The sequence below is a fragment of the Micromonospora sp. 4G55 genome, assembly GCF_016803375.1.
Map to the genome: position 1 here is coordinate 1 of NZ_JAEVHN010000365.1, position 6,238 is coordinate 6,238.

6 protein-coding genes and 3 pseudogenes are annotated in these 6,238 nt (G+C 71.8%); 5 read left to right on the forward strand and 4 right to left on the reverse strand.

Going from position 1 to position 6,238, the window contains the following annotated elements:
* A pseudogene (locus JNW89_RS24390) lies at nt 1-247 on the forward strand (oxidoreductase); the annotation flags it as partial.
* A 4-nt stretch (nt 248-251) separates the two neighbouring features.
* Here the strand turns inward: JNW89_RS24390 and JNW89_RS24395 are convergent.
* Entirely contained in the window at nt 252-707 is a 456-nt protein-coding gene (locus JNW89_RS24395; protein WP_238450659.1) for a hypothetical protein, read from the reverse strand.
* Between the two features lie 22 nt (nt 708-729).
* Nucleotides 730-1,455 (reverse strand): annotated as a pseudogene (locus tag JNW89_RS24400) (MFS transporter); the annotation flags it as partial.
* 112 nt (nt 1,456-1,567) lie between these two features.
* Here JNW89_RS24400 and JNW89_RS24405 point away from each other — a divergent pair.
* The 3 genes from JNW89_RS24405 to JNW89_RS24415 all read left to right on the forward strand — a co-directional run bounded on the left by JNW89_RS24405 (nt 1,568) and on the right by JNW89_RS24415 (nt 4,220).
* Nucleotides 1,568-2,410, forward strand: a complete 843-nt coding sequence (locus JNW89_RS24405; RefSeq protein ID WP_255541190.1) for a bifunctional 2-polyprenyl-6-hydroxyphenol methylase/3-demethylubiquinol 3-O-methyltransferase UbiG — start codon at nt 1,568-1,570, stop codon at nt 2,408-2,410.
* Nucleotides 2,411-2,478: 68 nt separating this feature from the next.
* On the forward strand, nt 2,479-2,997 hold the full coding sequence (locus JNW89_RS24410) for a pyridoxamine 5'-phosphate oxidase family protein (RefSeq protein WP_238450654.1): 519 nt from the start codon (nt 2,479-2,481) through the stop codon (nt 2,995-2,997).
* Nucleotides 2,998-3,407: 410 nt separating this feature from the next.
* Entirely contained in the window at nt 3,408-4,220 is an 813-nt protein-coding gene (locus tag JNW89_RS24415; protein ID WP_238450655.1) for a metalloregulator ArsR/SmtB family transcription factor, read from the forward strand.
* A 45-nt stretch (nt 4,221-4,265) separates the two neighbouring features.
* Here JNW89_RS24415 and JNW89_RS24420 read toward each other — a convergent pair whose 3' ends face one another.
* On the reverse strand, nt 4,266-4,814 hold the full coding sequence (locus tag JNW89_RS24420) for a DUF1062 domain-containing protein (protein WP_238450656.1): 549 nt from the start codon (nt 4,812-4,814) through the stop codon (nt 4,266-4,268).
* A gap of 249 nt (nt 4,815-5,063) precedes the next feature.
* Nucleotides 5,064-5,258 (reverse strand): annotated as a pseudogene (locus JNW89_RS24425) (transposase); the annotation flags it as partial.
* A gap of 583 nt (nt 5,259-5,841) precedes the next feature.
* Between JNW89_RS24425 and JNW89_RS24430 the strand changes: the two are divergent.
* Nucleotides 5,842-6,238, forward strand: a 397-nt coding sequence (locus tag JNW89_RS24430; RefSeq protein ID WP_255541189.1) for a hypothetical protein, incomplete at its 3' end; no start/stop codon positions are given.

The window sequence follows — 6,238 nt, forward strand, 5'->3', positions numbered from 1 at the left end:
GGACGCGCCGGGCTGGGGCGAGGTCCCCGCCGAGCGGTACGGCCGACTCGGCGTCGACGGCGACCTGCGCCCCGTGCCCACCGACCCGGGCCGCTACCAGGACTTCTACGCCCAGGTGGCGGCGGCGCTGCGGGACGGCACCCCGATGCCGGTCGACCCGCGCGACGCCGTCGCCACGGTGGAGCTGATCGAGCTGGCGCACCGCTCCGCGGAGCGGGGCGAGGTGCTGCCCGTCCCGGCCCGCTGACCGCTCAACCGACCCGGACGACCGGCTGCCGGTCGTCCGGGTCGGCGTACGCGGCGGAGACCGTGGCCCGGTCGAACACCCGCCAGGTGGCCGCGGACACCGCCACCGCCACCACGAACCCCACCCAGTACGGCGCGGTCAGTCCGAACGTCGTGGCGATCACGCCGCCGAGCAGGGCGCCCGCGCAGTTGCCGCCGGCGGCGATGAACAGCGTCGTGCCGCCGACCCGCCCCTGCAACGCCGCCGGGGTCAGCCGCTGACGCAGCGAGTTCGCGACCATGTTCCACAACGCGCCGTGCACCCCGAAGGCGAACAGCGCCCCGCCGATCAGCCAGGCGCTCGTCGACGCCGCCAGGGCCAGGTGCAGGCCCGCCTCGACCAGCAGCCCGACCCGGATGGTCCAGGTGGCGCCGACTCGCCGCGACCAGCCGGTCGCCGACCACCGCGCCGAGCAGCCCACCCACCGCCATGCAGGTGAACAGCAGCCCGTAGCCGACCGAGTCCAGACCCAGCCGCTCGGTGGCGAGCAGCACCAGCACCGCCAGCGCCGCGGTGAGGGTCAGGTTGAGCAGTCCGATCAGCACCGCCATGGTGCGCAGCAGCCGCTGCCCCAGCAGCCAGCGGAACCCCTCCCCGATCTCCGCCCGCACCGACCGCGCCGGCGGGCGCCCCGCGTCCTCGCCACCCCGGTACGTCCCGGCGACCAGCGCGACGAGCACGGCGCTCAGCGCGTACGTGCCGGCGTTGACCAGGAACGGGATGCTCTCGGCGACGAGGAAGAGGAACCCGCCGAGCGGACCGGCCAGCATCCCGTTCATCAGCGTGGTGCCGCCGCCCAGCCAGCCGTTGGCCCGCTCCAACCGGGCCCGGGGCACCACCGCCGGCAGCATCGCCTGGCTGGCCGACCGGAACACGATCTCGCCCGTGTTGATCACGAAGAGCACCACGTACAGCAGCACCACCCCGGCCCGGCCGGTCAGCATCGCGCCGGTCAGCACCGCCAGGGCGGCCACCCGTACCCAGTCGATGACGACCATCAGCCGCCGCCGGTCGACCCGGTCCGCCAACACCCCGCCCGGCAACGCGAACAGCAACCAGGGCAGCCACGCCACCCCGGACGCCGCGGCCACCACCAGCGGGTCGTCGGTGCGCGCCGCCACGTACAGCGGCGCCGCCACCGTGGCCATGCCACTGCCCAGCGCCGACATGGTGCTCGCCGCCCACAGCTTCGTGAACCGCCCGTCCCACCGCTCCCCCGTCACGGCGAGGCAACCTACCAGTTCCGCGGGCGGCGAATCCCCGTTGAGCGGCGGCGGTGGGATGTGCGACGGTTCGCCGGTGACCGACTACCGCACCCTCAACCGGGCCAACTGGGACGAGCGCGCCCCCGCCCACGCCGCGTCGCCCGACTACGCGGTGGAGCGCTTCGCCGCCGACCCGGCGTACCTGAGCGAGGTGGTCCGTTTCGACCTGCCCCGCCTCGGCGACGTGACCGGCCTGCGCGGCGTGCACCTGCAGTGCCACATCGGCACCGACACCGTCTCGCTGCACCGGCTCGGCGCGCGGATGACCGGGCTGGACTTCTCCGGCGCCTCGCTGGCCCAGGCCCGCGCCCTGGCCGAGCGGACCGGGGCCGCCGTCGACTTCGTCGAGGCCGACGTCTACGCCGCCCCCGAGGTGCTCGGCGTGGGCGGCTTCGATCTGGTCTACACCGGCGTCGGCGCGCTGTGCTGGCTGCCCGACATCCGCCGCTGGGCGGGCGTGGTCGCCGCGCTGCTGCGCCCCGGCGGCCGGCTCTTCCTGCGCGAGGGCCACCCGATGCTGTGGGCGCTGGACGAGACCCACCCGGACGGGCTGCTGGTGGTGGAGCACCCGTACTTCGAGCGACCGGAACCGCTGGTCTGGCAGGAGCCGGGCACCTACGTCAGCACCGAGGCGACGTTCCAGCACAACACCACCCACGAGTGGAACCACGGCCTCGGCGAGGTGGTCACCGCCCTGGTCGACGCCGGCCTCGACCTCACCATGCTCCAGGAGCACGACAGCGCGCCCTGGGACGCGTTGCCCGGCCGGCAGACCAAGGACGCCGACGGCGAGTGGCGGCTGGCCGAGCGGCCGTGGCGGCTGGCGCAGACGTACACCCTCCAGGCGCGCAAGCGGTGAGTCGCCCCGCACCGGGGTCGCTCCCCGACCGGATCTGAGGACCGGTGACGGGCATGGGATGATCCACCATGCCCGTCACGAACCCCTGGCTCGCCGGCCCCGCCCCCACCGCCCGCCTGGACCGCGAGCGTCTCGACGAACGCATCCTCAACCTGCTGTCGTCGCAGAACATGTGCGTGCTCGCCACCGCCGGCCCGGACGGCCCGCTGGCGACCCCGGTCCGCTACTTCCACCTCGACTTCGCGGTCATGTTCACCGCTGCGGCCAGCTCGCCGAAGATGCGCAACATCGCGGCCGACCCACGGGTGTCGGTCGGGGTGTTCGCCCCGCTCGTCGGGCAGGCCAGCAGCCGCGGCGCGCAACTGTTCGGGCGGGCCCGGGTGTTGCACGAGGGCGACGCGGACTTCGCGCACTGGTGGCCGGCGGTGCGCTGGCAGTCCGACCACGCGGAGCGGGGACGGTCGTTGGACGAGCCACCAAGCGGACCGCTGGTCGTCATCGAGGCCGAACGGATCGTCTACACCGAGCACTGGCTGCGCCGCGACGGGTACGCCCCACGCCAGTTCTGGCGACGCGCTCCCCGCTGAGGCAGTGTTCCAGATCAACGAGTGGCTGCCCCGCTGGTGAACAGGGCGCAGCTCAGTCGTCGTCCACGGCGTCCGGATGGAGCCCTTCGGCCGAACCTCGGCTGGGGCGGTCCCCTTCGACGGGCATGTCGACGCCGCTGGCGGCGTCGACACCATCAGCGGGATCGATCTGTCACACCTTTCTGGCGTACCGGCCGGCGGCGAGGACGTGCACCGCATCGGCAGGCGTGGCCCGGCCCTGCATCCTGCGGGCACCCGACTGGGGAGGTGATGTCACACCCGCTACGGCATCCTAGGAGGCTAGCTGGTTGGGCGGTGCTGGTCGGATGCTGGGGCGCGCTGGACATGCAGCCAGCCGGTTGCGTATCGTGACAGGCAACCGCACGGTTGCGCATCAGAGGTGGCGAGGCATGGACGAGGTGTTCCGGGCGCTGGCGGACCCGAGCCGCCGTCGGCTGCTCGACAGCCTCAACGCCCGCAACGGACAGACCCTGGGCGACCTCTGCGCCGGGATCGACATGAGCCGTCAGGCGGTCAGCAAGCACCTGGCCGTGCTGGAGGCCGCGAACCTGGTGACCACGGTGCGCCGGGGCCGGGAGAAGTTGCACCACCTCAACGCCGCCCCGATCAACGCCATCGCCGACCGGTGGATTCACCGCTACGACCGCGACCGGGTGCACGCCCTGGCCGATCTGAAGACCGCATTGGAGCGTCAACCGATGGAGAGCCCGAGCTTCGTCTACACCACGTACATCCGCACCACACCGCAGCGCCTCTGGCAGGCGTTGACCGAGCCGGCCTTCACCCGTCGCTACTGGGGCGGGGTGGCCCTGAGGTCGGAGTGGACGGCCGGTGCCCCGCTGCTCTGGCAGAACGGCCCGGACGACGAGTTCGCCGACCTCGGACAGCAGGTGCTCGTCGCCGAGCCGCCCCGGCGGTTGTCGTACACCTGGCACGGCTTCCAGCCGGAGCACGCCGCCTTCTTCGGCTGGTCGGACGAGGAGCTGGCCGCCCGGCTCGGTGAGCGACGCTCCACGGTGACGTTCGACATCGCCCCGCACGGCGACGGGGTGCGGCTCACCGTCACCCACGACGACTTCTCCCCCGACAGCGAGATGTACCGGGCGATCAGCGGCCAGCTGCCGGGCAGCGGTGGCTGGCCGGAGGTGCTGGCCAGCCTGAAGTCGCTGCTGGAGACCGGCGAGCCACTGGCCGCCGCCTAGGGCCTGTCCGGCGGATCCTGCCGGACAGGCCCTAGGAATTAGGGCTCAGCGCTTGAGCGTGAAGGTGAAGTCGCCGGAGAGCTTGCCGCTCAGCCGGACTGCCGAAACGACTTTCCCCTCCGTGATCAGTCTCTCGACCTCGGCCCGCGAAAGACCGCAACCTTCAGCGATCAGTCGCACCGGCCGGACAGGAATCCGCGCCGCGAAGCGGACCGAGACGTCGATCACCTCGTGGTCCAGGTGATCCGATCCGCCGGTGTCGAGGCGCCAGGCGTTGTCCCAGTCGAGGGCGATGCGATTACGGCGCCGCACGACCGGATCCTGGAGCAGCTCAGCCGTCAGGCCAGAGTCGTTGTCATGCAGCCGGTCCAGCAGCTCAGGTCGTACGGAGCGCACCGTCATCCGCTCCAGGACCGTGAGCTTCGCCGTTTCCCCGCAGACGGTACAGAGCACGAGGAGCCAGGCGTCGATGAGCTTGTGGTTCGCGTTGACGCGAAATTTGCCGCTTGCCCGGAAGCGCTCGGACGCGCACGCGTGGCAACGGCGGAGAACGAGGGGCAGGCAGGTGGGCACGACCACCCAGTTTTTGAGCACAGAAGTACACCGTTTCAGTGAGAAGTCCGCAGCAAAAAGAAGCGCGGCGCACATGCGCGACGCGCGACGAATCAGCGCTCGGGAGGTCTCACAGGGTGTACAACGGCACGTCCTTGATCAGACGACTTGGTTGGGCAGCACGGTAGTGGCGCACAGCGACGCTGTTCCACTGGTTTTCGCGCGCCTCACCGCCAGGTCCTGTCCGGCGGATCATGGGCGAAGCCAGAGCCAGAGCGCTTCGGCTCGGGGAGCGCGACAGGAGGTGGAATCCACGCTCGCCATGGACCAGCCGATGCGGCCTGCCGCGCCGGCGTCGGCTTGGACGGCCCGCACGACCCTTGTCCCACCTGCCGTTCGCCGGCCAGCGTCTGTGTCGTTCGTGGACGGTCTTCCACGTGCCGGAACGTGCAGGCAGCGCCGTCGACCAGGCACACCGGTGCGCAGTTTCGGTACCGCCGTCCGCACCGACCGCCGACGGCGTCGCCGCTCCCCCGGCCTGCGCTCCCCGCCGGACCGGCCGGCATACCGTCCGCCGTCGAACGGCCCGATCGGGCCGTCATTCGAGGACCGGGACAGGACCCACCGAAGGTCACCTCGCCGAGCACAGTGGAGCGGCACGAGCCTGGGCGTCAGCCGCAGGCCCGACCGTCCCGTTCGGCACCTTGGCTCCGACCTGAACCCGAAGGACCGCTTCCCGCGCCGCGAAGCGCCGCCCGCCGCCGAACCGGCCGACCCGGACAGCTCTTCCCACAAGGGGACGGGCCGCGCAGCAGGCCGCTTCCCCCCCCGCAACGGGACGACCGGCACGAGCCGGTACGACCGGAAGGGCGTTGTGGGCGGTCCTGTGCGGGCATTTCCGCAGCTCCCCGGCGCGAGGGAAAACTCCGGACGGCAACGAAGATTTCTCATTTACGTCGGGCGCGACGCCCAACCCTCCTAGTGTTGGCCACACCGGTGCTAGTTACGGAGTTGGCCACCCGAACGACGTCCCACGCAGACAGCGGACGAAAAGTGAGGGAAGACGCGTATGAAGGCACAGTCAGTTCTCGTATCGACGGCGCTCGGCGTGGGACTCGGCACGCTTCTGCTCCCGGCCGCCGCGCTCGCGCAGACCATCGTGTCACCGGCCACCACCCCGGTCGGCGGGACGGTCGTACTCACCGCGACCAGCTGCAACCCGAAGGCGGGCGACGCGATCTTCCGTGTCACCGGCCCGAACCGGGACCAGAACGTCCGCTCCACCACCGCCGCGGCCGGCGGCGGGCTGAGCGCGGAACTCTTCACCGCCGGCTTCACCCTCGGCACCTACACGGTGACCACCACGTGCGGTGACGGCAGCTCCGGCGGCAGCGCCACCTTCACCGTCACCCCGATCGGCGCGGCGCCGGCCGGTGGCGGCGGCGGTGACGGCACCACCGGCCTGC

Coding starts and splice junctions, on each gene's coding strand:
- JNW89_RS24405 (WP_255541190.1), top strand. CDS start 1,568: ATGTGCGACGGTTCGCCGGTGACCGACTACCGCACCCTCAACCGGGCC.
- JNW89_RS24410 (WP_238450654.1), top strand. CDS start 2,479: ATGCCCGTCACGAACCCCTGGCTCGCCGGCCCCGCCCCCACCGCCCGC.
- JNW89_RS24415 (WP_238450655.1), top strand. CDS start 3,408: ATGGACGAGGTGTTCCGGGCGCTGGCGGACCCGAGCCGCCGTCGGCTG.